Source organism: Ignatzschineria indica (assembly GCF_003121925.1).
Classification (GTDB): Bacteria; Pseudomonadota; Gammaproteobacteria; order Cardiobacteriales; family Wohlfahrtiimonadaceae; genus Ignatzschineria; species Ignatzschineria indica.
Genome location: NZ_QEWR01000002.1, coordinates 560,008 through 586,105, shown reverse-complemented (window position 1 = coordinate 586,105; position 26,098 = coordinate 560,008). Strand labels below are relative to the sequence as shown.

23 protein-coding genes are annotated in these 26,098 nt (G+C 41.2%); 10 read left to right on the top strand and 13 right to left on the bottom strand.

The genetic code is table 11. The features are described 5' to 3' along the window. Positions 1-3: 3 nt before the first annotated feature. The 5 genes from DC082_RS02630 to DC082_RS02610 form a co-directional block, all read right to left on the bottom strand. Complete coding sequence (locus tag DC082_RS02630; RefSeq protein WP_109235634.1) at positions 4-309, bottom strand: DUF2218 domain-containing protein; 306 nt, start codon at positions 307-309, stop codon at positions 4-6. Between the two features lie 536 nt (positions 310-845). Beyond that, on the bottom strand, positions 846-1,961 hold the full coding sequence (lpxK, locus tag DC082_RS02625) for a tetraacyldisaccharide 4'-kinase (protein ID WP_109235633.1): 1,116 nt from the start codon (positions 1,959-1,961) through the stop codon (positions 846-848). A 15-nt stretch (positions 1,962-1,976) separates the two neighbouring features. Then, the gene (locus DC082_RS02620) at positions 1,977-2,804 is read right to left on the bottom strand and encodes a type III pantothenate kinase (protein ID WP_157957388.1); all 828 of its coding nucleotides are present in this window, start codon (positions 2,802-2,804) and stop codon (positions 1,977-1,979) included. A 104-nt stretch (positions 2,805-2,908) separates the two neighbouring features. Continuing rightward, positions 2,909-3,349, bottom strand: coding sequence for a hypothetical protein (locus DC082_RS02615; RefSeq protein ID WP_109235631.1), 441 nt, complete (start codon positions 3,347-3,349; stop codon positions 2,909-2,911). A 201-nt stretch (positions 3,350-3,550) separates the two neighbouring features. Further along, a complete protein-coding gene (locus tag DC082_RS02610) occupies positions 3,551-4,159 on the bottom strand; it encodes an HAD family hydrolase (protein ID WP_109235630.1) in 609 nt (202 codons plus the stop codon). A gap of 168 nt (positions 4,160-4,327) precedes the next feature. Here DC082_RS02610 and dtd point away from each other — a divergent pair, with 168 nt between their 5' ends. Further along, complete coding sequence (gene dtd, locus DC082_RS02605) at positions 4,328-4,783, top strand: D-aminoacyl-tRNA deacylase (protein WP_109235629.1); 456 nt, start codon at positions 4,328-4,330, stop codon at positions 4,781-4,783. A gap of 45 nt (positions 4,784-4,828) precedes the next feature. Here the strand turns inward: dtd and DC082_RS02600 are convergent, their stop codons facing one another. The 4 genes from DC082_RS02600 to DC082_RS02585 form a co-directional block, all read right to left on the bottom strand. Further along, on the bottom strand, positions 4,829-5,821 hold the full coding sequence (locus DC082_RS02600) for an LLM class flavin-dependent oxidoreductase (RefSeq protein WP_109235628.1): 993 nt from the start codon (positions 5,819-5,821) through the stop codon (positions 4,829-4,831). Between the two features lie 135 nt (positions 5,822-5,956). Then, the gene (locus DC082_RS02595) at positions 5,957-6,292 is read right to left on the bottom strand and encodes a hypothetical protein (RefSeq protein WP_109235627.1); all 336 of its coding nucleotides are present in this window, start codon (positions 6,290-6,292) and stop codon (positions 5,957-5,959) included. Positions 6,293-6,535: 243 nt separating this feature from the next. Next, a complete protein-coding gene (locus DC082_RS02590; RefSeq protein WP_109235626.1) occupies positions 6,536-7,942 on the bottom strand; it encodes an APC family permease in 1,407 nt (468 codons plus the stop codon). Between the two features lie 378 nt (positions 7,943-8,320). After that, positions 8,321-10,621: an LPS-assembly protein LptD gene (locus tag DC082_RS02585; protein ID WP_109235625.1), complete on the bottom strand. Its 2,301-nt coding sequence runs from the start codon at positions 10,619-10,621 to the stop codon at positions 8,321-8,323. A 410-nt stretch (positions 10,622-11,031) separates the two neighbouring features. Here DC082_RS02585 and DC082_RS02580 point away from each other — a divergent pair, with 410 nt between their 5' ends. Beyond that, positions 11,032-11,721, top strand: coding sequence for a Bax inhibitor-1 family protein (locus tag DC082_RS02580; protein WP_109235624.1), 690 nt, complete (start codon positions 11,032-11,034; stop codon positions 11,719-11,721). A 237-nt stretch (positions 11,722-11,958) separates the two neighbouring features. After that, the gene (locus DC082_RS02575) at positions 11,959-12,687 is read left to right on the top strand and encodes a hypothetical protein (protein WP_109235623.1); all 729 of its coding nucleotides are present in this window, start codon (positions 11,959-11,961) and stop codon (positions 12,685-12,687) included. A gap of 26 nt (positions 12,688-12,713) precedes the next feature. Here the strand turns inward: DC082_RS02575 and dprA are convergent, their stop codons facing one another. Continuing rightward, the gene (dprA, locus tag DC082_RS02570; protein WP_109235622.1) at positions 12,714-13,889 is read right to left on the bottom strand and encodes a DNA-processing protein DprA; all 1,176 of its coding nucleotides are present in this window, start codon (positions 13,887-13,889) and stop codon (positions 12,714-12,716) included. 201 nt (positions 13,890-14,090) lie between these two features. Between dprA and DC082_RS02565 the strand changes: the two genes are divergently transcribed. Continuing rightward, the gene (locus tag DC082_RS02565) at positions 14,091-14,561 is read left to right on the top strand and encodes a peroxiredoxin (protein WP_109235621.1); all 471 of its coding nucleotides are present in this window, start codon (positions 14,091-14,093) and stop codon (positions 14,559-14,561) included. A gap of 130 nt (positions 14,562-14,691) precedes the next feature. On the opposite strand, the gene hemJ is transcribed toward DC082_RS02565, so the two are convergent. Beyond that, on the bottom strand, positions 14,692-15,129 hold the full coding sequence (gene hemJ, locus DC082_RS02560) for a protoporphyrinogen oxidase HemJ (protein ID WP_109235620.1): 438 nt from the start codon (positions 15,127-15,129) through the stop codon (positions 14,692-14,694). Between the two features lie 341 nt (positions 15,130-15,470). Here hemJ and ispG point away from each other — a divergent pair, with 341 nt between their 5' ends. From ispG to DC082_RS02545, 3 genes are all read left to right on the top strand, one after another. Next, positions 15,471-16,694: a flavodoxin-dependent (E)-4-hydroxy-3-methylbut-2-enyl-diphosphate synthase gene (ispG, locus tag DC082_RS02555; RefSeq protein ID WP_109235619.1), complete on the top strand. Its 1,224-nt coding sequence runs from the start codon at positions 15,471-15,473 to the stop codon at positions 16,692-16,694. Continuing rightward, positions 16,672-17,418, top strand: coding sequence for a tRNA (guanosine(46)-N7)-methyltransferase TrmB (gene trmB, locus DC082_RS02550; protein ID WP_109235618.1), 747 nt, complete (start codon positions 16,672-16,674; stop codon positions 17,416-17,418). The genes ispG and trmB overlap by 23 nt, the downstream gene beginning before the upstream one ends. Positions 17,419-17,564: 146 nt before the next feature. Further along, the gene (locus DC082_RS02545; protein ID WP_109236169.1) at positions 17,565-18,848 is read left to right on the top strand and encodes an arsenic transporter; all 1,284 of its coding nucleotides are present in this window, start codon (positions 17,565-17,567) and stop codon (positions 18,846-18,848) included. On the opposite strand, the gene greB is transcribed toward DC082_RS02545, so the two are convergent. Together greB and DC082_RS02535 are read right to left on the bottom strand one after the other, a co-directional pair. Next, positions 18,832-19,350 (bottom strand): transcription elongation factor GreB, encoded by a 519-nt coding sequence (gene greB / locus DC082_RS02540; RefSeq protein ID WP_109235617.1) that lies wholly within the window; start codon positions 19,348-19,350, stop codon positions 18,832-18,834. The two genes, DC082_RS02545 and greB, sit on opposite strands and share 17 nt — an antisense overlap. Positions 19,351-19,399: 49 nt before the next feature. Continuing rightward, positions 19,400-21,370 (bottom strand): hypothetical protein, encoded by a 1,971-nt coding sequence (locus DC082_RS02535; protein WP_109235616.1) that lies wholly within the window; start codon positions 21,368-21,370, stop codon positions 19,400-19,402. A gap of 1,178 nt (positions 21,371-22,548) precedes the next feature. Between DC082_RS02535 and DC082_RS02530 the strand changes: the two genes are divergently transcribed. The 3 genes from DC082_RS02530 to DC082_RS02520 all read left to right on the top strand — a co-directional run bounded on the left by DC082_RS02530 (position 22,549) and on the right by DC082_RS02520 (position 25,929). After that, a complete protein-coding gene (locus tag DC082_RS02530) occupies positions 22,549-22,848 on the top strand; it encodes a lipopolysaccharide assembly protein LapA domain-containing protein (RefSeq protein ID WP_094567172.1) in 300 nt (99 codons plus the stop codon). A 177-nt stretch (positions 22,849-23,025) separates the two neighbouring features. After that, the gene (locus DC082_RS02525; RefSeq protein WP_109235615.1) at positions 23,026-24,189 is read left to right on the top strand and encodes a hypothetical protein; all 1,164 of its coding nucleotides are present in this window, start codon (positions 23,026-23,028) and stop codon (positions 24,187-24,189) included. Positions 24,190-24,582: 393 nt separating this feature from the next. Then, a complete protein-coding gene (locus DC082_RS02520) occupies positions 24,583-25,929 on the top strand; it encodes a nucleobase:cation symporter-2 family protein (protein WP_109235614.1) in 1,347 nt (448 codons plus the stop codon). The last annotated feature ends 169 nt before the right edge of the window (positions 25,930-26,098 follow it).

Sequence of the window (26,098 nt, the reverse complement as noted above, 5' to 3'; positions counted from 1 at the left end):
TCCTTATAGGGATGACTGCCACTGAATATCGATCTTCTCATCTTCTGGAATCATTCGCTCAATATGGCGATCGATCACAGATTGAATGGTTTCTAACTCTGATTCAGTTGGCGTTGTAAGTTTAATGGTAAGGGATTTCTCTTGTGGATAGAAGAGGGCAACTTTGCCATTTCCGAAATCGACCTTACCTTCTGTTTCATTATATTCGGTTATTAATTTGTGTGCCCAATGTTTGCAAAGGCGACGAACTAAACGTGTCGGGTCATTGAGGGCAAATGTCGTTGTTGAGTGAAAGTTTGAGTGGCTCATATGAACTCCTATTGTTGTGATTGTTATTTATTTTTATGATTGATGGGTTTATGGGATTATTGATGTTAGTTCTTCATAAGAACAGGCTATCAGCGATACGTTATCATCAGTAATACGTTACCCGCAATGTGTTATTAGCAATACGTTATAAACTATGTTTTATAAGCAATTTTTATAAGCAATTTTTATAAGTAATTTTTTATAAGTAAAATCCTACAAGAAGTAAAACTTTACTCGCAATGCTTGATAAAAGAGTAAGGCATCACTCATAGATAATGGGGTTAATCATTCTCATTACAAGAGACTCATTACAAGAGATCATTGCCTGCATCGTAAGCAATACAAAATATCAATATGCATCGAAAGAGCGGATAGGGCGCTTGATGCTCGACATTAGATATCACTCCCTTCAGTCAGATAGCGATAATCGATTGCAACATGCTCAGAAAGGGAACAGGGTTAAATAGAGTAGATGGGGAAGTGAGATGATGTAGTTATCGAGCAACAATTAATTATTTATTGATGATTATTTATCATTATTTGTTGTTATTTGTCGTTATTTTTTCCAGTAGTGTATCAATAAAATGATCGGGGAGCTCATTTTTTAGTGGAACTGCCCAGAGATTATCCATTGTGAGATGGTTAAAATGGCGACATTTTGTGGCATCTTTCTCTGTCATAAGGATAGGGGGTGCCAGTGAGGCAAGCTCATGCTCCTTAATTTGATGATGGTCAGGAAAACTCTTTGTTGTAAATTGGAGGCCTTTAGCACGGAGCATTTGATAGAAATTCTCAGGATGAGCGATGCCGGCAATAGCGGTAAAATGGGTCGATGCAAAAGATGATAATTTTCTTTTGATTGTCGGATCATTGAGTGAAATAGCATCATCTAATTGTGATGATAGCGGAATAACTTCTATATTGTTATCGATCTTGTTATCTATGTTGTTATCTCTCTTGTTGCGTTTACCTTCAAGATCAGTTGCTCTCTTTGCAGGCTGTCTATGATCAGCAAATTGGCCAGAGAGTTGATTAATCTCTGCTTTGACAGCTTGTGGAGAGATCTGATTACAGATAATAAAATCCGCTTTATCGATGCGGGAGATAGGCTCTCTTAAAGGGCCTGCGGGTAAGATTCGACCATTTCCAAACCCTTGCGCACCCACTACAATAATCTCAATATCACGCTCTAACTGTCGATGTTGTAATGCATCATCGCAGAGAAAGCAATCAATGTCTGGAAAAGCTTTTAAGAGCGCAATGCCGGCATTATAGCGATCATGATAGATAGCCATAGGGGCTTTAGTTTTTTGGTAGATGAGTGCCGGCTCATCACCGATCTCTTTAACGGTAGAGTGAGGAGAGACAATCTGTAGCGTCTGATCTTCTCGTCCAAAACCTCTTGAGAGTATGCCAACCGTGAGGCCTCGAGCTTGTAAGCTTTCTGTCAAGGCAATGGTTGTGGGGGTTTTTCCAGTTCCTCCCACATTGATGTTGCCAATAACAATGGTTGGGCGTGGTAGCTTTTGAGCCCGCTTCTCCCGTTTTTGAAGATCATATTGGGAGAGAAGATGATAGAGCGATGAAAGAGGTAGTAGAAGTGTTGAGATTATGCCCTTTTTTTGCCAAAAGAGGGGAGCTTTTAATATCATCTGTGGGTGACCTCTTTAAATCGCTTGCTTCGAGGGATCTGATGCTTCTAAAGGCAGATTCAGATTATGTGATTCACTCTCTTCTTTTTGCAACTGCTGGTAGAGATAGATCAATCCTTTAAAGATTAAGGTCTCATCAAAGATAATCTCCTCTCTGAAAGCAGCATCTTCATAGTAACGGAGATTACCCCCGGTAAAGATCAGATGCTCAATGGGGTACTCTTTCTTTATCTCAGCGATTAACCCCATAATCATATGGTAGTGACCATTAATAGTGCCGATACTAATCGATTCAAAGGTGTTAAACCCAAGCGTTCCCTCTTGTAGGGCATAATCCATCTCAGAGAGAAGGGCTGCTTGCGCAAAAAGTCCTTGAAGGCTCGATTGAATTCCAGGAGAGATCGTTGTTCCGACAAATTGCCCCCCTTTGATCACAAAGATAGTAGTGGCAGTGCCAAGTGCGACAACGGCACAATTTTGATATTGATAAGTGGCTTCAACTCCATAAAAGTTTGCAACAAAATCGGCCCCTAAAAGGTGGATGTTTTTAAGGGAGAAGCGAGACCAATCTACCGGGAGATCATGGCGTAGACTGTAGACAGGGATCTGGTAGAGATCAGCAATTGCGCGAATAAGATTATTCAGATCAGGGACGACAGAGACATAGATCACTGCATCAAAAGAGATCTGAAATTGATCGAGCTTATCCTTTATCGCTACTCTATCGCTAAGAACGCTATCTTGACTAAGAGGGCGAATCAAGGGCGTTAAAGTGCCATCTTTAGCGTCATAGAGTCGAAAGTCTGCTGTGGTATTGCCAATATCTACTAAAAGTAGCTTCATGATTTTACGCCTATTTACAGAGATAAAGCTTGTCATTATAGCCGCTTTTTTATTGAAATCATCCTAAAGATCATCTTCAGCAGCAAGGAAGCGCATAAAGTTTTTTAATGTTTCTGCTCAATAATAACCTCTCTATTGGTAAAAATCGTCTCAATAGAGGCAGGATTAATGGCGATATCCATTGTTCGTGAGATCGCTTCAAAGGCCAATTCCATTCGATAGCTCTCTAAGATCTTTTTCGTGATCGGGTAGCGCTCTCGTCTTGTGTGAAAGGGGTTATCTTTCTCTTCTAAGGTGATCGGAAAATTCATCTCTGCCTTTGCTTTTAAAAGTGGAGTAATTGCCGCAATGATCAATTTTGAGGGGATATCTTCCGGTAATAGTAGAACTAATGAGTTAGCGGCAGGTGCATTGAGGATCTTTTCAAGCGCTAAGGAGAGAATATCGAGCCAGTTTTGGGGTAGATTAGTGGGTAGCGTCGCCTCATCCCCTTTTGAAAGTATCTCCTTTTGAAATTGCTCTAATAGAATCTTATCAACTAACATTTCGCTGACTCCTCCCTAAGTGGTGAATTGAGAGTATAGCCGAGGAGATGATCATTTTAGACTCTCTAGGATCTCTCCGAACGGCATATCGTTAAAATCTTTGAATAGACTGTTTGACTATCAAGCGTAGTGAAGAGTGCTCTATTCTGGGAGTTGCGATTGTCAGTTGAAATCTCGGGTTGGGGTGTGAAGGGGGATTGCTTAAGCGCGTAGGGCATTGAGGAGCGTTAAGCAGTCTGGAAAGTAGTAGTCTGCAAGTTTTGGGTAGATATTCTCTCTCTGGTTGATCAAGACAGTTATGATTCCGGCACTTTTCCCGGCAGCGAGATCATACTCATGATCACCAATAATTAGCGCTTCTTCTGGTGCGATCTGCCATTGAGTCAGAAGCGCTATAATACCATCAGGTGATGGCTTGGGAGTTGTGGTATCGCGTCCAATAATGAGCTCTGGTGGGAAGTGATGCGCAATATTGGCAGCTGTGAGCGTTATCTCTGTAAGAGCATGTAAATTGCGCGTTAAGATTGCAAAATGGGTCGATCTTTCTGCTAGGTAATCGAGAAGATCAGCGGCACCATGAGCCGCCTTTGTTGCTTTTGCTACTTTAAGTTCATACTCTGCAAGCCAGCGTTCTCTGGCTAAGCGATCTGCTTCGGGGAGTTTTGCAAGATTATCTAAGATATCCTCATCATCAGCGACCTCAAGAACTTTTCGTATCATGGCAAAATCATGTTTTGCGACAGTGAGAGTGCCATCCATATCAAAAATCCAGTAGCGGATATCTTGTAAACGAGAAATATTGTGTATCATAAGAGTCCTTTGAGTATCACAGTGAATATAGCTTAGCGTATTGAAGATGGCGTATTGAGGATAGTGTCATTAATAGCACTATAGTGACTATAGTAACTATAGTGATTAGGATCAAGGTCAGATTGAAGTGCAGAGAGGATTAATCATGGAGATAATGGAGGAGATAAGATGAAGTTATTATTGCAACGAGTCAAAGAAGCATCTGTAACTGTGGGTGGAGAGGTCGTTGGTGCTATTGATCAAGGGTTGTTGCTCTTTGTCGGGATAGAACCTTTTGATAGTGAGGAGATTGTCAAGAAGGGGATTGAGCGAGCTATGAAGTATCGTATCTTTAGTGATGATGCCGGAAAGATGAATCTTTCATTGATCGATCGTGGAGGAGATCTTCTTTTAGTCTCTCAATTTACTTTAGCGGCCGATACAGATCGGGGCTTGCGACCAAGTTTTACCTCAGCCGCAGCACCTGCGCTCGGAGAAGCGCTTTTTGATTATGCTGTTTCTGTTGCAAGATCGCTGATGGAGAAGAGCGGTGCCGGTCAAGTAGCAACTGGCCGATTTGGTGCGGATATGCAGGTTGCGTTGATCAATGATGGACCTGTCACCTTTCTCTTAGAGACGCGATAATAGATCCGTAGATTAGAATCCGATTAAAAGAGAGTTCAGTATCGATTAGCGCTTGATAGATTGCATCACTTCACTTAAGCGACGAAAAGAGTCGAGTCGCTTTTCTTGATCATAGATAACGCCGGCAAACATGAGTTCTTCAACTTCAATCTCAGTGAGTAATGATTCGATCATCTCTTTAGCACGATTGTGGTCGCCAACAGCAGAGATCCGTAACATCGAGGAGACATGGCGTTTCTCCATTGGATTCCAATAGCGCTCCATCTCCTCTCGGGTAATAGGAGGTGGGGTTAACTTGCGATCATCGCGAATCAATTGGGTAAAACTCTGCTCCATTGTGGTAAAGAGATAATCCGCCTCGTCATTACTCTCGGCAATAACAGCATTCATACAGAGCATAGCGTAAGGTTTATCAAGATATGCTGATGGGCGGAAGCGTTCTCGGTAGAGTGCAAGCGCTTCTTTCATATGGGTAGGTGCAAAATGGGCGGCAAAAGCATAAGGGAGCCCTAAATGTGCCGCTAATTGTGCGCCAAAGAGGCTCGATCCTAAGATCCAAACAGGAATGGAGAGATTCATGCCGGGAATGGCATTGATGCGCTGATTATCTTGAGGATGGAAGTAGTTGAGCAGTTCTACAACCTCTTGGGGGAAATGATCTGCGCGCGCAGGATCGCGACGAAGTGCATAAGCGGTTTGTGGATCAGTGCCGGGAGCTCGCCCAACTCCAAGGTCGATTCTATTAGGGTAGAGGCTCTCTAAGGTGCCAAAAGCCTCTGCTACCATTAAGGGCGCATGATTGGGGAGCATAATTCCCCCTGACCCGAGACGAATTTTCTCTGTTTTACTTGCAAGGTAGCCGATTAATACTGCTGTAGCAGAGCTTGCGATATTAACCATATTGTGATGCTCGGCAACCCAAAAACGGGTATATCCTGATTTCTCGCCAAGCTGTGCAAGTGCGGCAGCTCGATGAAAAGCATCTCGAGGAGTCTCTTTTTGATTAATATTGGCTAAATCTAAAATGGAATATTTCATACCGATTCTCCTATCTTTCTCCTCGTTAATTTCTACTCATTCAATCATTCAATCATTCATTCAAGTAGTCATTCAATTATTTAAGCACTCGCTTTTCCCTTCTTAGCCTCTTTGATTCTTAACACCTCTAGCTCTCTAATACCATGCTTCACGCATCTCCTCGATTAAGAGGGAGAGGTCATTATCACTAAAGTAGAGTGGACGGAAATTGAGGATAAAAGCTTTAATGTTTTCAAAAGAGCCCTGTAATTCACAACTCTCTTCATTTGGTTCGTAGCGAAAAGCGCCTTGGAGCTCTATCAATTCATGTTCGAGATAAAACTCTATAATATCGATCCAAGTGTAGCCGGTCACCTCTATCTCAAGGTCATCAAAAACCTCAAAGCGATCTTGGGCAGGGAAGTAGACGCCCCAAAGATGATCATCATATTGAACAAGTTCAAAGGGGTGAATTCGTTGTAAGTCTTGCATAATATATTATCTATTACTCTCTGTGACGTTATTAGTGTATCGAAAAGGGAAGGATAGAGAAAGCCCTCTATAACGTGCTGGTTTATAGAGGGCTCTTTAAGTGGTAGCGTTAACGCTTCTCCAACCGTTAACTATTTTGCCACTGTTTCTTATTTTTTATTTCTTATTTTTTCACTTGTGATGTTTCATCAACCTGATTTTTAATTGATCACTTTTTAGTCGATCAGATTTGTCGATCAGATTTTAAGCATCAGGTGTCCGTGAACGACTTAAGAATTCTTTCGGGAATTGGGTAAAGCCTTTTGTGACAAATGAGAGATAGACTAAACCGATCATACCCCAAACAATTCCGATCACTAGTGCCGTATACTCAAGGTTAAACCAGAGATAGATAATAAACGCCATTCCTGCCATTGGGAAGAGAAGGTAGTTCAAATTATGCATCACAGAGTAACGCTGATTGTCGCGAATATAGTATTGAACGACAACGCAGAGATTAACGAAGAAGAATGCTGTCAACGCCCCGAAGTTAACAAGGTGAAGCGCAAAGCTAAGATCGAAGAATCCTGCAAAAAGACAGATAAAACCAACAATAATGATATTAATTGATGGGGTTTTATATTTAGGATTGATATAGCCAAAGATCTTAGGTGGTAAGATACCATCACGTCCCATAACATACATCATTCTCGATACCCCTGTATGCGCTGCAATCCCTGATGCACAGACAGCAAGGACCGCTAACCAAAGACCGATCGATTGAAAGAGCTTTTTACCAACATAGAGTAATACTTCCGGTTGGCTCTCTTCAGGATCGATAAAGGTATAGTTTTTAAAGTAGAGTTGCATAAAGTAGGTGACGAAGATAAAGATAATTCCTCCCACGAGGGTGGTTAGAAGAATCGCTCTTGGCACTGTTTTAGCGGCATCTTTAGTCTCTTCTGAAAGAGAGCTTAAGCCATCAAATCCTAAGAATGAGAAGCAGAGAATAGCTGATCCCGCAGCAACTGCGCCGATCTGCATATCTTCAGACCAGAAAGGTTCTGTACTCATGAGTGTGCCGGCACCAATGTCATCAAATGCTAAGCCCTTAACAATCAATCCAATAAAGATCCCGATCAGAAGCAATTGGCAGAAGACAATTAAGGTATTAACATTTGCGACCAATTCAACACCGCGGTAGTTGATATAAGTCATTGCAATCGCTAATGGAATAACATAAAACCAGACACTAATATCAGCACTAATGAGAGTCTTTAGGTAGATGGTTGCTAGCAGAATATTGATCATCGGATTAAAGAGATAATCGAGCATCGTACACCAGCCGATCAAAAATCCTAGATTAGGATTAAGAGATCTCTGTGCATAGGTATATGCCGATCCTGCAGAAGGGTAATATTTTACCATTTGGCCATAGCTCATCGCTGTAAACATCATCGCCACAAGGGTGATGATATATGCTGTTGGAACATGTCCGCCTGATTGATCGCTTACAATTCCGAAAGTATCGAAAACTGTCATCGGTTGCATATAAGCAAGACCGATCATGACAAGTTGCCATAATACTAAGGTTTTTTGCAGTTTTGATGGAGAAGAGATGGATGAAGCAGTCGTAGCGTTAGGAGATAACGCCTTCGTATTTAATAACATAAGTTTATTTCCCCCAGCCGTCTTAATGGCATGTTAAGAGAGATAAATTAGCCGCGTTAATTCAGATGAATTATTGCCCCCTTGTATCGAAATGAGAAAGAATCTTCTCATAAAATCCCCACTTTATATTTGAGGTTCGGGGAATTTTACACGTTTTATCCCATATGGCTACCCTTTTTTAAATATTAAATAGCGATTATTGCTTGTGGGTTTACGATATAAGGAGGGAAAACTTTAAAAGAGCCTTATTTGGGGTAATCATTTGTTAATGAATTGCAAGATTGAGCGGAGAAAAAGGAGAAAAAAGAAGCGCTTGATAAAAATTAATTATCAAGCTGCCATTTTCTGTAGAGGTCAGGTGAAGCGGGAGTCTCTTCTTTAGAAAAATTTTCCTTGTCGTGAAGAATAGCCTGAGATGCTATCTTTCCATAAACCATCGGTATTTTGGCCGATACTGCCGATGCCATTGAGATCAAACTCAATATAGACGCGCCACTGTTTTTGTTCATCATAGACATTATTGCGATAGTAGCGAGCGGCAACACGCGTAGTGACACAACAATCTCGAAATTCAACCCCTAATTGGCTATCGATCATCTTCGATTCGCTTAAGATATAGTTGTAGCGGCCGGCGATAGCCCATTTATTATTGAGGCTCCAGTAGAAAGAGGTATCGATCTGATCTGTTTTTGTTGCTTCAACATAATCTGCGCGGTTATAGCGATAACTAATTGAGAATATTTTGTCGGAAGCCGGGCGATAGTTGAGATCAAATGTTCCGTAGATCACCTGTTTATTGTTAGTTGACCAGTCGAGATTTGCTTTTGCATAGAGATCACGGGTAATGGCAACCCCTGTCTCTGCAGTGAGTGCAGAGCGACGAATTTTATTTTCCCCTTTTTTAATATCCTCGCCGAGCGTAATACGTGGTGAAGTGAAGTATTGCGTCTGTCCTAGGGAGAGGAAGAAGCGCTCATAACCACTATTATCTTCAATGAGCCGCGTTGTAACTGCCGTTGTGAGTCGGTTAGCATTACTCTGTCGATCAGCACCATAGAAATCATTAAAGTTAAAGAGATTGTCAAAGTTTGAATCCATCCTTGAAGTATCAAAGATAGGAATATGGCTCTGGTTGCGATAGGGGGCATAGAGATAGAAGAGGCGAGGCTCAAAGGTTTGTGTAAAATCACCACCACCAAATAGATTAGTTAGTTGCATCTCTTTATCTAAAAAGAAGCCGGCATCAAGGCTTAAGATCGGCATTGAACGAGAGAAGTTGGTTTTATTTCCGTCTTGATACTTTTTATTATGATAATTGAGATGATATTGGGTATAGCGAAATCTTGCCGCAGGCTCAATAAACCCCCATGCATTTTCCAATCGATAGCTAATAGTGGGCATTAGGTCGAGACGAGTTGCCGCGCGGGGATGTCTTGCATCTTCTCCTAAGAAGCGATCATTTTTAGCAGCAAAGTGAACGAGCTCCCCATGAAGATCGATATTGAGATTGCCCAGATTCCATCCGCCTTGGAAGAGTAGCTGCGGTAATCGACCATATGGATTCCGTTTAACAATCTCTCGATCAGTGACAACAAAATCTTGGAAACGAAGAAGCGTTGTCCAGTGATCGGTTCGGTAATTTAAGACGGCATGGCGCTCTAATGTTACCTCTTCATAAAGGCCATTTTGTTTTCCAAGATCACTCATATAATCTTTATCAGAGACATTTTGAAAGAGAATGTTTCCGGAAAGGTTTTTATTAAATTGAGAGCGCTGTTCCGCTTTGAGATACCATCGCTTCTTATTATCGTAGAGCTTATCTCGAAAGAGATAACTTCCTTCAAGGGTGAGATATTGCCACTCATTAAGGTAACGAAAATTACCTTTTATCGCTGCGCCTCTTTTAGTGATGATCCCCGGCGCTAATATCGCATCCATATTAGGAGCGATATTGAAATAGTAGGGTAGAAAGAGGGAGATTCCACTGCTTCGACTAATTTCAAACTCAGGGAAGAGGATTCCACTATGCCTTTTTCCATCGATCGGATATGAGATGTAAGGAGTGTAGAGTACCGGGATATCGAAAACATCGAAAGTAGCATCATAAGCTTTTGCGCGTCCTGCAGCATGATTGATATCGATATCTTTTGCATCAATTTTCCAGATCTCATTATCGACTGAGCAGGCAGAGTAGGTGGCATCTTTCAAGAGGGTTTTCTGTTGATTATCAAAGTGATCTATCTTTGTCGCACGCCCTTGTATATTGGTACCAGCTTTCAAGTAGTAAGTTGCTGCAGTAACCGAGGTCTCTTTTTTATCGATATTATGTATAAGGCGATCGCCAACAAGTACTGTATCTGGGGTTGCATAACGGACATCTTTCCCTTCTGATGTGATCACTTGATGGACGCGATCCATATCAAACTGATCACTTCTTAACCACTCATTGCCCAGTTGTATCTCAACATCTCCATAGAGATGGGCATTTGTTGGAGTGAGATTTCCTTCATTTGCCGTTACAAAAATCTGCTCTTGAGTCGCTTCTTTATTGAGCGGCATAATATGTTGAGCAAGTGGAGAGATCTGACAAGCTACAGGGGTAGAGGCCAGAGACAAGGCCGGTAGCGAGAGCATTAATGCAATCGCAAGTTTGGAGGGTAGATATCTAGTCTTGGGCACGACAATTTATGCTCGAAAGTTGGGATCAGAAAGATCAGGCTAATAAACTTTAATGGAGTGTAGAATCTCATTTTTTACGCTTAATTTCAACGGAAAGGCTCGCTAAATTTCTATCAAAGATGATACAATCGATATAAAGAGAAGCTAACTCTTTCCACAGGTTTAGTATATATTTGCATAGATCTATACAGATCTGCATAGATATACACAGGTTTTCTGTAAGATATTGCTATAGTGTATCGATGATTGTCAAAAAGGGGCTAGATTTCTTTAGACATGAGCGGTATGAGTGGATAGAGCTGTAGGAAGAGAGGCTTTAAGTTTTACTATTTTATTAACTTTCGTTCATTCATGATAAATATCGATCGTTGAAAAGGTCGATCTACAACTAACCCTTAGGAGTTAATTAGATGAATAACTATTATCAGGCAGATGCCTATACTGGCGTACAGCGTGAAGGGATGCATAAGGTATTGCGTCAAGCTTATACTTTAGTTGCGCTCTCCCTTATTCCGACAATTATTGGTGCTTTTATCTCAGTACAAACCAATGTTGTCTTAAACTTAATGGTTTCAAGCCCCATTATCTTCTTTATCGGTTTTATGGTGGCTTTCTACGGTCTCTCTTTTGCGATTGAGGCGAATAAAACATCGGTTACCGGTTTGGTATTGATGTTTGTCTTTACCTTTTTGATGGGAATGATGTTAGGTCCTCTCTTAACATTAGCGCTTAAATCCACAAATGGCTGGCAATATATCGGGATTGCAGCAGGAGGAACTGCGGGTCTCTTCTTAGTATTAGCTATTTTGGGTGGAGATAAAACAAAAGATTTCTCTCCAATTGGTAAGTATGTTGGAGCGTTAGGGATTGTGATGATTATCACTATCGCGCTTAACTTCCTCTTCTTAAAGATGCCGATGATTAACTTGATTTTATCGATGTTGATCATTCCATTTTCAGGAGCAATCATCTTATGGCGCGTGAATAGTGTTGTCAGAGGTGGAGAAGATAACTATATCAGCGTAGCATTAGATATCTATATTGCGCTCTATAATATCTTCTCAAGCTTACTTCGTTTAATCCTTGCAAGTAATGATTAATCAGTAGGCGTATCGCCGAGATCATTGTAAAGAGTATAAGTATAAGAGGGTGCTTATTTGATAAGCACCTTTTTTATTGCTGGTATTTATCTTCCTGCTTGTATAATCAGTATAATCCGCATGAATCGATTGATATTGACCATTGCCGACCATGACCGATTATTTTCATTAATCCTCTGCTAGAGTTTATTACATAAGATCGATATGATAGAACACTAAATATGTAGTGAGGATATGATGATTCAAAATCGAAAAGATCAAGTATTGAGTACTTTAGAGAATTTCTATATCGCCCCCCTAACGGAGATGAGTGCGGAGATAGAGCTCTTAAAACGAATGGTTGCAAAGCGTCCATTTCGGGTACAGATATCGATGCCTTCAAGTTGGAGGATGGAGCGTTATCTCCCTACTTTAAAGAATCTTACGAGCGATGAGGCGTTAGCGCGTCTGCAAATTTTTGCGAATTATTTAGCCGGTAGTACACAATCGGTATTTGATCATCAATATGCTCTCAGTGCCGGCGCTTCGCTTCCTTACTTTGAGTGGCGGGAAGGGGAACGATTAAGGGGTATCAATAGTCTTTTAGGGGAGTTACGTCTCTTCTATCTCTATCGAGGAAATGAAGAGGCAACACTCGAGTTTTTCACTTTTCTGCAAGAGATCAATCTCTTTTCACAACTTGTTGTGGTGGGAAATTCGTTAACAGAATCGCTCGAAGCGCTATTGTTAGAGAAGCAGATTCCTATGATTAAAGAGAGTAGAGATATTGAAGACTCTTTTTGGGATGCATTTATTAAGAATCGATCTCTACCTCAATTGAGTCTAACAACCTTTTTTCATCCTACTATCGATATTTTATTGATGAGTGCTGAAGGGTGTTATCTCAAGGGGTACTCTCGTACGGAGTTTATAAAGCAATATGAGCAGATTAAACGGGAATACTTTATCGATCTGCCGAGCCGTTAACTCCTCATCATACTTTGATAATCGATTTAACCTCTTTTTTGTTGATAGATTCCTTGATCAGAGGTGATGACGCCTTCGATCTCAAGCATCATCAGATCAGTGGTGATATCTGCAGCGCTCTTATTAAGTTGTTCAACTAGTTGGTTGATCGATTTTGGTGTTATTAAGAGCTGATAGAGCTCATATTGAGGGTGATCTGCCGGTAGTCGTGGGGCTGGTGTTCTAACAGTCCTCTTTTCGCTCTTTGGGCGGAAGCGACTATTTTTGGCTTTCTCATTAGGGAGCTCCTCTTCAATGATAAGATTAAGAGATGTTTGTGGTGAGTCTGGTGCAGGGTCAATCCAGCCCTTGAGTAGAGAGCGGATATCGTGAGTCGATTCTACCAAGGTTGCGCCTTCACGAATCAATTGATGACAGCCTCGAGATTGTGGTGAATGGATGGAGCCGGGAATGGTAAAGAGATCACGATTCTCCTCCATGCTCATTCTTGCAGTGATGAGAGAGCCTGATTTTTGTGCAGCTTCTACCACCAATGTGCCGAGAGATAAACCTGCAATAATACGATTTCTCCGGGGAAAGTTTTGAGGTTTTGCCGGCATATGGAGAGGATATTCGCTAATAATGGCGCCTCCATATTCAATAATCGCTTCGCTCAAGGGAAGATGGTTTTTCGGATAGATCTCATTGAGCCCCGTTCCTAAAACGGCAACGGTAGGTGCTTGACGTTCAACAGCTGATTTGTGGGCAATATAGTCGATACCTAGTGCTAAACCACTCGTTACCGTAAGTCCGGCAGCGGTTAATTCTGAGGCGAAAAGTTTAGCATTATAGCTTCCTTCTTCTGTCGGCTTGCGCGTACCTACGATCGCAATTTGGGGTGCGGAGAGAAGCGGGATAGAGCCCTTAACAAAGAGGATCGCCGGTGGATCGAAGATCTCTTTTAAGAGGGGTGGATAGGATTCGCTTTCAAGATGTAAAATGGCATGATTAGGCTCTTCCGCCCAATTGAGTGCCGCTTCTATTTTAGGTGTTAATTGGTAATGATTAGGATGTTTGACAGAGCTGGGAATTCCCGCTTCTTGCCAAGCGAGTTGATCTGCTTCTAAAATCTTCTCGATAGAGCCAAAATAGTTGAGAAGTTGTTGAAAGCGTCTTGCGCCAATTTTTGGGGTATAGTAGAGCGTCAGCCAATCCTGTAGCATCAATTTAATCCTTACTCTTTATGCTATCTATTGATGTGATCCATTCATACGATTCATTCACATGATTCATTCGCATGATCTATTTATGTGATCTATTCATATGGTCTATTCATGTTATATTGAGAAGAGATGGAAAGATCGATTGTCAAAGTGATCGACAACTGATCGATAACCTATAACTATAAGTAACGGAGTTTTAGAATGGGAAATATGATTGAGAAAGTCACAACAGAAATTTTATCAACCCCCTATGAGACGCAGAGAGAGCCATTGGAGCTCGACTCTTTAAAGGAGAAGTATATTGTGCTCTTCTTCTATCCAAAGGATAATACGCCGGGGTGCAGTAATGAAGTACAAGATTTTAATAAATTATTATCGCAATTTGCTGAGCTAGATTGTGCTGTTGTAGGGGCTTCTCGAGATAGTAAAAATTCTCATATTAAGTTTTCAGATAAATTTGAACTCAATTTTCCCCTCTTATCAGATCCGGAAGAGACACTCTGCCGCGCCTTTGATGTGATTAAAGAGAAGAAGATGTTTGGTAAGGTAGGGATGGGGATTGAACGTAGTACCTTCATCTTCGATAAGAGTGGAACAATTCTTCATGAGTGGCGTAAAGTGAAGGTGCCGGGTCATGCAGAAGAGGTTTTAGAGACGTTAAAATCGCTATAGATAGTGCTTAAATAATAACAGACAACAGACAACAGACAACAGACAACAGATAACAGATAACAGATGGATGATAGAAGAGGCTAGCTAGGACTAGCCTCTTTTTATGGGAGATTATGGAAAAGTGGTCAAATTAGAAGTGAATAAAGGGGATCGCTTTTAGGATTACAAGGAAGACAACTAGCACTAAGATAACGCTTGGAATCTCATTGAAGTAACGATAAAACTTGTGGGAGTGGTGATTTTTATCGTGACGGAAGATTAACACATAACGATAGCAGTAGAAGTGGTAGATCAGAAGAAGAAAGACGAGTGTCAATTTAAAATGAAACCATCCCATCTTAAGAAGTGCCGGATTCTTCATAATCAAGATCAAACCAAATATGACGGTAAGGGCTCCGCCAATATTGGTCATGATCATCAACTTTTTCTCCATCACCTTAAATGTCTCGCTTGTTGCGGGATTACTATTTGATGCATGATAGACAAAAATTCGGGGAAGGTAGAAGAGGCCAGCAAACCATGTGACCATAAAGATAATATGTAGCGCTTTGTAGACAAGATATGACATAAAATTTTATAACCTTATTTATAACCTTATATTAATGTGCCTGATGATTATATCTGATGACTATATCTGATGATATTTTTCATATTTACGATTATAACAGAGATTCCTAGCTGTCATCGATAAAGCAAAGGGGTGAGGTAAAGAGGATGAAGTCGCTGGGGGAGTAATCTTTTTCTCGATCATCAATCTCCATCGACCAGTAATTTCCAATAAAAATTCTCGATAACCAATGATAGAGGGGTGATAGATAAGAATCACCCACTCCCGATCTTGTGCAAAGGGCTTATTTTAGCGATAATGTCCGGCATTGATAACTTTAGATCTTCAACAAAGGACTTTATATGGTTTTTACCATCAAAAGACGCCCCACAAGTCAAGTGATGGTGGGAAATATCGGCATCGGTTCTGATTATCCAATTAGGGTTCAGTCGATGACCAATACCAATACAGAAGATGTTGCGGCAACTGTTGCGCAGATTATTGAGCTTGCGGATGCTGGCTCGGAGCTTGTTCGCGTCACGGTCAATACCGAATTAGCGGCAAAGGCTGTTCCTCATATTGTAGAGCAGCTAAGAGCTACGGGGTATGAGACGCCGATTGTTGGGGATTTTCACTTTAATGGGCATCGTTTACTGCAAGCTGAGCCTGAATGTGCCAAAGCATTGGCGAAATTGCGAATTAATCCCGGCAATGTAGGGCGCGGGGCACGAAAAGATGAACAATTTAGTGCCATCGTTGAGGAGGCGCTCAAGCATCAAAAGCCGGTTAGAATCGGTGTCAATTGGGGGAGTTTAGATCCTGAGGTTTTAAAGCGTCTTTGGGATGAGAATCTTAAAAAAACAATCCCTCTGTCTAATGATGAATTGATGTGTGAAGCGATGATTGTCTCGGCGCTAGAGAGTATTGCTTTTGCGAAAGAGATTGGGATGACAGATGAAGATATTATCCTCTCTGTGAAAGTGAGTCAGAGCCAGCAGTTAATTAAGGTCTATCGTGATATCGCACCATTGACTCAGGTACCGCTCCATCTGGGCTTAACAGAAGCAGGGATGGGAATGAAGGGAACAGTGGCTTCAACTGCGGCATTAGCCGTCTTACTTCAAGAAGGAATTGGTGATACCATTCGTATCTCTTTAACGCCGGAACCTAATGCCTCTCGGACCGAGGAAGTGCTCGTAGGGAAAGAGATTTTACAGAGTCTACAGATTCGTGCTTTTACCCCAAAAGTGGTCGCTTGCCCAGGATGTGGCCGAACAAGTAGTGATGATTTCCAACATTTAGCGCAAGATATTCAATCCTATATCGATAACAATATGCCTACTTGGAAGACCCAATATGAAGGGGTTGAGAAGATGGTGGTTGCAGTTATGGGATGTATTGTTAACGGCCCTGGCGAATCTAAAATGGCGAATATCGGCATTAGTCTACCGGGGAATGGTGAGCGACCTGTCGCACCAGTCTATATTGATGGTGAACGATCAGTAACCCTAAAAGGGGAGCAGATCGCTCAAGAATTTAAACAGATCATAAACGAATATATTAATGAGAAATATCGAAAACAGTAATGAAGTGGTGCTTGAAAAGCATGATGATGTAGTGAAGGATCAGCAAAAGGATCGTCCACTACGAACCGTTCGTTCATTTGTGAAGCGAGAAGGGCGACTAACAAAGGGGCAAGAGCGAATTTTAGCAGAGAGTCCCTATCTTCTCTCTCATACAATTGTGGATGAGGTCTGGGATCTTGATCAGATTTTTGGCCGTCAAAACCGTGCGCGTACTTTAGAGATCGGTTTTGGTGATGGTGCCTCTCTCTCTAAGATGGCTGAAAATGAACCTGCGCGTGATTTTTTAGGGATCGAAGTGCATCGACCTGGTGTTGGTCGTCTACTCTTAGATGTTGAGGAGAAGGGATTAACCAATATTCGAGTGATCGATTATGATGCCGTTCATATCTTAAAGCATGCGATACCTGATGGAGCGCTCGATTGTGTTCAGATCTTCTTCCCCGATCCTTGGCATAAGAAGAAGCATCATAAACGTCGTATCATTCAGCCTGAATTTGTTGCACTTATTGCGAAAAAGCTCTGTAGTGGTGGTCGACTCTGTTTAGCAACCGACTGGGAACCCTATGCAGAGCATATGATGGAGGTGATGCTCGCCGCTCCTGATTATGAAAATAGTGTGGAAGGCTTTATTGAAAACCCTACCCATCGTATGCCGACCAAATTTGAGGCAAGAGGGCGTCGTTTAGGGCATGGTGTTTGGGATCTTGTTTTTCTTAAGAGATGATAATTTCTAAATAGCGCTTCTAGGTCTTCTAGATAGAGTAGAGCATATCTAGTTGCGCTTGATTATTGATGTATCAATAATATATTAATAACGTATTACTGTAAAAGAACTGTAAAAGAGTGGAGGGCGTGATGATTGATAGTGCTATGATTCTCGCTCTCTCGATCTTTATTTTTACAATGATACTGGTGATTTGGCAACCGAAAGGGTTGGGGATAGGATATAGCGCCTCATTGGGCGCTATTTTAGCGTTAGTTACAGGAACCATCGCTCTGTCCGATATCGGGATTGTCTGGGGAATTATCTGGAATGCCGTTTTAACCTTTATTGCGATAATTATTATCAGTATTGTGTTGGATAAAGCCAACTTCTTTGAGTGGGCAGCACTTCATATTACTCGTTTAGGAGCCGGCATCGGTTTAAGGCTCTTCTTTCTAATGATGCTTTTAGGCGCATTGATCTCTGCATTCTTTGCCAATGATGGTGCAGCGCTGATTTTAACACCGATTGTGATGGCAATTTTAGTGAAAGCGGGGGTCAGTCGTGCTTCAACATTAGCTTTTGTGATGGGGGCAGGATTTATTGCCGATACGGCAAGTCTTCCTTTTACAGTCTCTAACTTAGTAAATATTGTTTCTGCTGATTATTATGCGATCTCATTTGGGCGTTATGCATCAGTTATGGTGCCGGTCAATATCGTCTCTATTTTGATGACGATGTTAGTGTTAGGGCTCTTCTATCGCAGAGAGATCCGATTTCAATATCAACTTTCAGGTAATAAGCTTCTCCCTAGTAATGTTATTGAAGATAAGCCTCTTTTTTGGGCTGGCTGGATAACGTTGATTCTTTTGCTGATCGGTTTTTTTATCTCTGATCACTATAAGATCCCGCTCAGTGTGATCGCCGGTGCCGGCGCGCTCTTTCTTCTCTATGTTGCCGGGAAACGGGGTGTAGTAGCACCTAAAAAAGTGCTTCTATTGGCGCCTTGGCAGATTGTTCTCTTCTCTTTGGGGATGTATCTGGTGGTCTTCGGTTTAAGAAATGCCGGACTGATGGCGTATCTGGTAATACTTCTTAATCAGTTAGTTGAAGCAGGGATCTGGAGCGCAACGATCGGGACCGGGCTCTTGTCGGCGCTTCTATCGTCGGTCATGAATAATCTTCCTACCGTTTTAATTGGCGTTCTTTCGATCGATAGTTCTATTGCGACAGGTGTGACGAAAGAGGCAATGGTTTATGCCAATGTGATTGGTAGTGATCTCGGACCTAAGATTACACCGATTGGTAGTCTAGCAACCCTGTTATGGTTACATGTATTGAGTCAGAATAATCTCAAAATTACTTGGGGTTACTACTTTAAAGTGGGAATTGTCTTAATATTACCTGTATTGTTAGTCACCCTTGTCGCTCTGGTTATTCGGTTATCGTAGTTGCCGGGATCTTCTCTTTGATCTCTTCCGGCGTGCCATAGAAGATATCATCAATATACCAACGCTTTGAGAGATGCTCTGTTCTAACAAAGAGCTCATCATCGATCTCTTTTCCTAAGCAGGCTTTAGCAATGGGGGAGTTGACGGAGGAGTAATCTTTATGATGCGCGATCTCATCTGCACCAACAATGCGAAAAAATAGGCGATTTTCATCATCATCCATCAAAGTTACCCAAGCGCCAAAATAGACTTTTCCTTCCTGTTGAGGAGAGTAGGGAACAGGGCGAAGAACCTCAAGACGCTTCCGAAGATGCCGAACGCGACGATCGATTTCACGTAGTTTCTGCTTATTAAACTGATAGTCGGCATTTTCCGAGCGATCGCCTAATCCGGCAGCCCAAGTCACCTTCTGTGTGATCTCGGGGCGTTCAATTCGCCAAAGATAATCGAGCTCCTTTTGCAGAATCTCCATCCCTTCTTGTGTGATTAAGTTGATAGCCATGATAAACCTCTGCTTTTGATCTATTTTTTTAATCTCTATTTTTTAATCTCTATTTCTTTCTACCACGTGTTCTTGGACGATTATTTCTACCTCGGCGATTATTAGTCGGGGTATTTGAGTTGGGTGTCTGGTTAGTATTGGGGCTCAATCCTTGGGTTAAATTTTGGATAAAATTACCATCTGATGATTGACCTAATCCCCCTGGAACGCCGAAAGGATCGCGATTTCTTCTACGATTTTCCCGTGCAATATTTGCTTCAAATGAGCCTGACTCGAAGGGGAGTCGATTCTTATTGACGATCTCATCGTGATTATTGCTAAAGAAATCGCTTTGGCTCTCTCCTTTAGCAGCGGGTTGAGCAGAAGGTGTTGGTTGATTTTCTCGATCATCCCGGCGGCGGCGAGCTGTACGTGGTTTGACTTCACGTTTGACTCGTTCTTGACGCTTAACACGTCCACGGCGTGGTGTTCGTTCTTCACGTCTACTATTTTGAGCGCTCTGAGCATTCTCTTGTGCATTCTCTTCAATATTATTGACGGTTTGAGATTGTGACTCTACTCTATTTTCAGCTACTTTTGCCTTGTGCGCTTCAGTGGCTTCAGTAGCAGGATTATTTTTAGAGGTGCGTGCTCGATGATCTCGGCGACTGCGTTGGTCTCTACCATCACGATTCTCTCGATGATTGTTATTTCGATTACTCTCTCCGCGGCTTTGACGCTTTGGTGGTTTGATATCGACTATTTCGATAGGAAGATGAAGATCGGGGTACTCTTCAAAGAGTGCATCGACCCACACCTGGTCATTCTCAGAAGCGATCGAGATAAAGTGTTGCGGGTTAAATTTCTGCTGAACAAATTGCAGGCGCTCCTCATATTCAGCATAAACCGTAGGAAAATCGAGGAAGAAGACGGCATCACATTTTGTAATCTTGTCCGCAAAATCTTGAACGACACGATGCATTAAAATCAAGGTGTTAAATTGCCCTTCATGATAGCGATCAAAGAGACTATTGGCTGTTTCATCATCGATCTTTTCATGCACAATACGGCTACGAATACGCGCACGATAGAGATATTTCTCTAATAGGCGAGCTGATTGTCGATTATGGGTGATCACTAATACATCTTGAAGATTATGTTCTCGGATATAATCACGAATATATTGACGTTGTAAATTTCTGGGAACCATTGCAATAAAGGTGCCACCTGTACTCTGTTGCTCTTTTGAAGCGGTCGACTCTGCGTCTTTTGAGGTCTCTTCTTTGCTCTCTTCCTTTTTATGGCTATTAAGACTAATTTTCATCCCTTTTTTAGCTGTAGGTTTTGTATTCGAGGAAGGTCTAGTCCCTGCTGTTGGTGATGCTATCTCTTCAATATTAATATCAATATCGTTATTAGCTTTAGCTTCAGTTTCAACTTCTGCCTTACTATTAGGAACATTGATAATATTGATATTAATGGCTTTTTCTATTTTTTCCTTCGGAAGAGAAGCTAAGATTGGCTCGCTAATTTCAGAAAAACAGGTAGCTAGAAAATAGGAAGGATGATTTTCAAAACTTTCGATGAGATAACTGCGATTTTGTTCTTCGAGGAAGAAGAGATCATCGATAAGTGCAATCGGTACTGCTTGATCGACAATGATACAATCGAAGTTTTCTGGATTGAAGGGTTGTCTGCGCATCGCATCGAGTGAGAAGAGAGTGTAGGGCGCGATAATGAGATCAGAAGCTGAGATATTGATGGGCTTATCCGCATCTTTTGGAAATAGTGTGTTGACGCTCAGTTTAGGATCGAGTGCTTCAAGAAAGAGCTTAAGGAAGATGGTATCACTGATAGAGCGAGTAATAATTAAACCGCTCGTGAGTAACTTCAGAGTGAAGAGTCGAGAGAGTTGAACCAAAATAACCGAAGGCGGAAGAATCTCTTCTACCTCTAAAGGGGCTTTCTGCTCTAATAGGGACTTTCCTCTGACAGAGAAGGTGTTCCAACGTGATAATATCGTCTCTTGTGTCGAATTCATATAATCTTTTTCTAAGTTGTCTTTGTGATTGTAATTTTAATTGTGATTGTAGTGGTGGCTGTGATTCAGGCCTTCAATAGGACTTAAATATCTATCTTAAGTATCTACCCGCTAGGTATTTAATATGTATCAATATAGGAGAGAATCAAACTTCTTCTTTTTCTTTAGATTCTGCAATAAACCATACACTTACTCTTAAGAGCTTGTTTTAACCTTGGTCAACTTTAACCTTGATCAACACCGATGTTGATGCGATTAATTTTGATGAAGAACAAGATATCGACCAATAAGGCACTATCGCTCTCTACTGTTTAAATTTTTACTCAAAACTCTTTTAACAATTCTTTCAAAAATTCTATTCAAAATAGACTTCTAAATTGCTTAAAGTTCTGTAATTCTCTTTTTGAGATCGATGCCTACCATTTAATGGGGAAGCAACGTTATTATTTGTACTTAATTTTTATTTAGTTTTAGTTTGAGCTCTATCGCTTGAGCTATTTAACTTTGAGTTATCTCACATTTTTAAGTTTTTTAGCTCTCTTCTCAATACTTATAAACTTGCTTTAATTTTGTAGCATTTAAGGATCGAGACCACTTAACAAATCTTCTCATTGGAGTAGTGATTTTATAATATGACGATTGAATGAGTATTGTAAATCGATAACGATATAAAATCTCTCTATAAATCGATAGGTGAAGCGCTAGATCAAGCATTATATTTCGCTATCAAGTTTATATCTCTATCTCTCTATAAATATCTATCGATTGTATCTATCGATAGATCTACTCTATCTTCTATCCTTGTCTATAGTTATGGATATTAATGATGTCAAAGTAATAGATCGTAACATCGTTATTCTATAATCCCATTTAATCTAATCTATAGGAGATTCTATAATAGATCTATGCTTTAAGCGTGCGGTTGCTATTTTAAGCCAGTCTCTATTTAAGTGTTATATCTGGTATAGATATTATTCATACTCGATCTGCTTTATAGCGCTCTATTTATCGCCACCTGCAATCGATAGATGTGACGCTCAACTTCAATCTTTGATAACGCTTTATAATTTAGCACGATAAGGGTAGAATGAAAAGCTCGTATTTGAATATATAGTGTCTACAACAGTATCTACAATTCCGGGCTCCGGAACGACTTATGGGAAAGGATTGATAAGAGTATGAAGCGAATCTACTTTTGGTTGAAATTGGCGATTTGGTTACTGATTTTTGCGGTAATGTTTATCATTTTCTATGTGAATCGTCATAGTGATGTCACCTTCAATTATCTGTTAGGTGAAGCAACAATTAATACCTCCCTCTTTATCTGTATTGTCTTTATTGTGGGAGCGATTTTTACAATCGCTGTTCTTGCATTGCTCAATGTTTCTCGACTCTTCCAACATCTCTCCCTGAAAAGCTCTGTGAAGAAGCTTGAAAGAGAGAATGCAGAGTTAAAGCGTAAAACGCATGTACTTTAATCAATAGAGCTTTAATAGAGCATGAGTGAGATGGATCAGTTTTTAGAGGAGCAGAGCGATTTTGATTTCTAGAGTAATCGGTATAAGCGCCACAACCTCTCTACAAAGAAGAGCTTCTTCGATAAGCAGACTCCCCTACCGTGATCGTGATAGGGGAGTCATTGTTGCAATTTAATTATGCTTGAATATATCTGGTTACTTCTACCATTAGGCTTACTGATTGGCTGGCTTGCCGCGAAGCGAGATAACGTCAAAAAGCAGAAGATGCTCCGTTATCTCAATCTCCGTTACTTTATTGAAGAGAGTCAGGAGGTCGATGAATCGTTACTAACGCTCCCTCCAGATTTCGATGCTGATAACTTACGATTTAGCCTGATGTTAGGCGATCTTTTTCGCAAACGAGGAGAGATCGATAAAGCGATCAATCTTCACGAGTATCTTATTAAGGAAGCGCCCACAAAAGCATTAACGGAGAAGGTCTACCTCTCTTTAGCGGAAGATTATCTTGCCGCCGGTATGCTCGATCGCGCTGAAAGCACGCTTCGCCAGCTTCTTGAGTCGGCAGAGTATCGAGATCTTGCTCTCCTCAAGTTAACAAAAATTTATAAGCAGCAGAGAGAATGGTTGCAGAGCATCGCAATGCTTGAACAGATGGAGTCGCTTACACCTCTCTTAAAAGCAGAGATGGCGCATCTCTATTGTGAATTAGCAGAAGAGGCATTGGCAGAGAAGAGTGCAACAGGGTTAGAGCGCGTGATGCTTTGGCTCGATAAAGCTTATAAGGCAGATAAAAACTGTGTTAGAGCAACTTTGATTCGAGCTTATGGTCTCTATCAATATGAGCAATATACCTTAGCTTTAGAGACATTATTGGAGATTGAGCGACAAGAGATTAAGCTGATTCCACTTATTGTTCCGATCGTTTATGAACTCTACCATCTACAAAGTCGAGAAGAAGATTTTCTTACTTGGTTAGAAGCGATGATCGCTAAAAATCACCATATTATGTTAAGGGTTTGGAAGACGCATTACCTTATTTTGCATCAATCATTTGAGGCGGGGATCAATTATCTACAATCATCTCTCAAGCGAGATCGTAATTTATTGGGGCTAACAATTCTCAATCAACTACAAAAATATTGTCAAGAGAATGAATCTGCGCGATTGATCGATCAAACATTTCAGGAGATGCTCGATCGTTATGCGCAGTTTCAGTGTGATTCTTGTGGTTATACGACAAAGACCTTGCAGTGGAGTTGTCCAAGTTGCTTTGAGTGGAATCGCTCTATGCCGGTAGAAGATATCGTCGCGTTAAAAGTTAAACATCACGGTTCTGCTTAAATTTTGCCTCTCTTTTACTCAAAGAGCGACTAATTTTAAAACAGCACTTTGAGGGAGGTGATTGTATAGCTTATTCTTTTTCTCCTTATCTTTATGTAAAGATGAATTAAGCACCTGAATTAGGCTCTCTTTTCGAAAAAGAGGTGTATAATGTGCGCGTAATAGATGAGGCTGATATTGAATCTCTAATCTCGATAATCTCTAATCGCGATAATCTCTAACCTTGGATAATATCAACAATTATTAATAGCGATATTATTCTGAGGACTATTACTGCTAGGTAACTTTACAGAAGGGTCATTATAGATACGATCTTTCTGCTCTTGTTTCATCGCTATAATAGGGCAGCCTCTCTAGTTGTACCGCTTTTTTATTACTCTTGAGAGACCTCTAATGAAAGAAGATAATCTGTTATACCATCTTGAAGATCGACCTCCTTTTTCAATCTCACTCCTCCTTGCCGCTCAACATCTACTTGCTGCACTCGGCGGTATTATCGCTGTTCCCTTAGTGATCGGTAGCGCCTTAGGCCTTCCTAGTGCCGAAAAAGTGGCCTTAGTGAATGCTGCGCTCTTAGTTTCTGGTGCCGTCACCTTTGTCCAATCTCGAGGGATTGGTCCTATAGGGCTTAAATTGCCGGCTGTAATGGGGACAAGTTTTACCTTCGTAGCATCAGCTATCGCAATCGGTAATAGCGAATATGGTGTTGCCGGGATTTTAGGATCTTCATTAGTTGCTTCCTTAGTGATGATTATTGGCAGCTTCTTTATGCCACAAATTCGTAAACTCTTTCCGCCTGTTGTGACCGGTACAGTGGTTGCAATGATCGGCTTAAGTCTTCTTCCAGTAGGGTTAGATTGGTTTGCCGGTGGGCAGGTGGGCTCTCCACAATATGCTTCAGGCCCTAATCTTGTAGTTGCTTTCTTTGTGCTCTTTGTGGTGATTGCTTTGACGCAGTGGGGGAAGGGTATTTTAGCATCTGCATCAATTGTGATAGGAATGATCGTTGGTTATTTGGCGGTGATTATTTTAGAGAAGGGCTTTGGCTATGAACTAGGTTTAGTCGATTTCTCAGGCGTTGAGTCTGCTAAAGTTTTCGCGCTTCCATCGCTCTTTGAATATGGTTTTGCCTTTCCAATCTCCGGCATTATCGGAATGAGTATCGCCTATCTTGTAACGATTGTTGAATCGAGTGGAAATTTCCTCGCACTAGGTGAAGCAACGCAGACTAAAGTAACCGGTAAACGGATGAAGGCAGGAATCTTATGTGAAGGATTAGGGTCAGCGCTTGCTGCTTTAATGTCCACGACGCCTTTTTCAACCTTTGCGCAAAATATCGGCATCATCTCTTTAACAGGCGTTGCAAGTCGTTTTGTGGTTGCAATGGCAGGAATTTTGCTTCTTTTTGCCGGCATCTTCCCTATCTTTGGTGCGCTTGTGGTATCGATCCCTCTTCCTGTTTTAGGTGGAGCAGGTTTGATGATGTTTGCCATGATTATCGCTGCCGGGATTCAAGTATTAGGTCGTGTTGAGATCAATAAACGTAATGGTTTAGTGATCTCTGTCTCATTGGGTTTAGGCTTGATGGTAACGATGCGCCCAGAGGTGTTAAATGCACTTCCTGAGTTTGTTCAGGTAATCTTTAAATCAGGTATTACCGTCGGTTCGCTCTCAGCTCTGATCTTAAATCTTATTCTTCCCGGAAGAGAGATTGTCGCAGATGATGAGGCGGAAGCTTAATCGATCTCCAGGAGCGATCAATGCCGACCAAACTTGCTCGATTGAGTTTGATCTGAGTTGATTAGGTTTGAGCGGGTTTAATCACTCTTTAAAATTTAATGAGATTTAACAGTAAAGGCGAAAGTATGAGGATTCATGAATCTCTCCAACTTTCGTCTTTTTACAACTG

Bases quoted from the DNA above. Each gene is read 5' to 3' on its own strand.
- DC082_RS02630 (WP_109235634.1), bottom strand. From the start codon at position 309: ATGAGCCACTCAAACTTTCACTCAACAACGACATTTGCCCTCAATGAC.
- lpxK (WP_109235633.1), bottom strand. From the start codon at position 1,961: ATGATATTAAAAGCTCCCCTCTTTTGGCAAAAAAAGGGCATAATCTCA.
- DC082_RS02620 (WP_157957388.1), bottom strand. From the start codon at position 2,804: ATGAAGCTACTTTTAGTAGATATTGGCAATACCACAGCAGACTTTCGA.
- DC082_RS02615 (WP_109235631.1), bottom strand. From the start codon at position 3,349: ATGTTAGTTGATAAGATTCTATTAGAGCAATTTCAAAAGGAGATACTT.
- DC082_RS02610 (WP_109235630.1), bottom strand. From the start codon at position 4,159: ATGATACACAATATTTCTCGTTTACAAGATATCCGCTACTGGATTTTT.
- dtd (WP_109235629.1), top strand. From the start codon at position 4,328: ATGAAGTTATTATTGCAACGAGTCAAAGAAGCATCTGTAACTGTGGGT.
- DC082_RS02600 (WP_109235628.1), bottom strand. From the start codon at position 5,821: ATGAAATATTCCATTTTAGATTTAGCCAATATTAATCAAAAAGAGACT.
- DC082_RS02595 (WP_109235627.1), bottom strand. From the start codon at position 6,292: ATGCAAGACTTACAACGAATTCACCCCTTTGAACTTGTTCAATATGAT.
- DC082_RS02590 (WP_109235626.1), bottom strand. From the start codon at position 7,942: ATGTTATTAAATACGAAGGCGTTATCTCCTAACGCTACGACTGCTTCA.
- DC082_RS02580 (WP_109235624.1), top strand. From the start codon at position 11,032: ATGAATAACTATTATCAGGCAGATGCCTATACTGGCGTACAGCGTGAA.
- DC082_RS02575 (WP_109235623.1), top strand. From the start codon at position 11,959: ATGATTCAAAATCGAAAAGATCAAGTATTGAGTACTTTAGAGAATTTC.
- dprA (WP_109235622.1), bottom strand. From the start codon at position 13,889: ATGCTACAGGATTGGCTGACGCTCTACTATACCCCAAAAATTGGCGCA.
- DC082_RS02565 (WP_109235621.1), top strand. From the start codon at position 14,091: ATGGGAAATATGATTGAGAAAGTCACAACAGAAATTTTATCAACCCCC.
- hemJ (WP_109235620.1), bottom strand. From the start codon at position 15,129: ATGTCATATCTTGTCTACAAAGCGCTACATATTATCTTTATGGTCACA.
- ispG (WP_109235619.1), top strand. From the start codon at position 15,471: ATGGTTTTTACCATCAAAAGACGCCCCACAAGTCAAGTGATGGTGGGA.
- trmB (WP_109235618.1), top strand. From the start codon at position 16,672: ATGAGAAATATCGAAAACAGTAATGAAGTGGTGCTTGAAAAGCATGAT.
- DC082_RS02545 (WP_109236169.1), top strand. From the start codon at position 17,565: ATGATTCTCGCTCTCTCGATCTTTATTTTTACAATGATACTGGTGATT.
- greB (WP_109235617.1), bottom strand. From the start codon at position 19,350: ATGGCTATCAACTTAATCACACAAGAAGGGATGGAGATTCTGCAAAAG.
- DC082_RS02535 (WP_109235616.1), bottom strand. From the start codon at position 21,370: ATGAATTCGACACAAGAGACGATATTATCACGTTGGAACACCTTCTCT.
- DC082_RS02530 (WP_094567172.1), top strand. From the start codon at position 22,549: ATGAAGCGAATCTACTTTTGGTTGAAATTGGCGATTTGGTTACTGATT.
- DC082_RS02525 (WP_109235615.1), top strand. From the start codon at position 23,026: ATGCTTGAATATATCTGGTTACTTCTACCATTAGGCTTACTGATTGGC.
- DC082_RS02520 (WP_109235614.1), top strand. From the start codon at position 24,583: ATGAAAGAAGATAATCTGTTATACCATCTTGAAGATCGACCTCCTTTT.